The 294-nt window shown below is 55.8% G+C and carries 1 other annotated feature.

Annotated features, from left to right (window positions below):
- Nucleotides 1-276 (top strand) — a sequence feature (23S ribosomal RNA rRNA prediction is too short).
- The last annotated feature ends 18 nt before the right edge of the window (nucleotides 277-294 follow it).

The raw sequence follows: 294 nt of genomic DNA, 5'->3' as shown, positions 1-294 counted from the left end.
GTGAGTAGTGGCGAGCGAAAGCGGATGAGGCTAAACCGCGTCTGTGTGATACCCGGCAGGGGTTGCATTCGCGGGGTCGTGGGACCTCTTGGTCAGTTCTGCCGGACTGGCAAGCAGTCAGAAAACATTGTGGTTAGAGGAATGCGTCTGGAAAGCGTGAGCGTAGAGGGTGAAACTCCCGTACTCGAAAACCCGATGTCTGCTTAGAGTGTTCCCAAGTAGCAGCGTACTCGTGGAATTCGCTGTGAATCTGGCGGGACCACCCGCTAAGCCTAAATACTCCCTGGTGACCGA

The organism is Lentzea terrae (genome assembly GCF_003265345.1).
In the GTDB taxonomy this organism is placed as follows: domain Bacteria; phylum Actinomycetota; class Actinomycetes; order Mycobacteriales; family Pseudonocardiaceae; genus Lentzea; species Lentzea terrae.
Note: the sequence above shows the minus strand (reverse complement) of the source record. Positions and strands in the feature narration are given on the sequence as shown.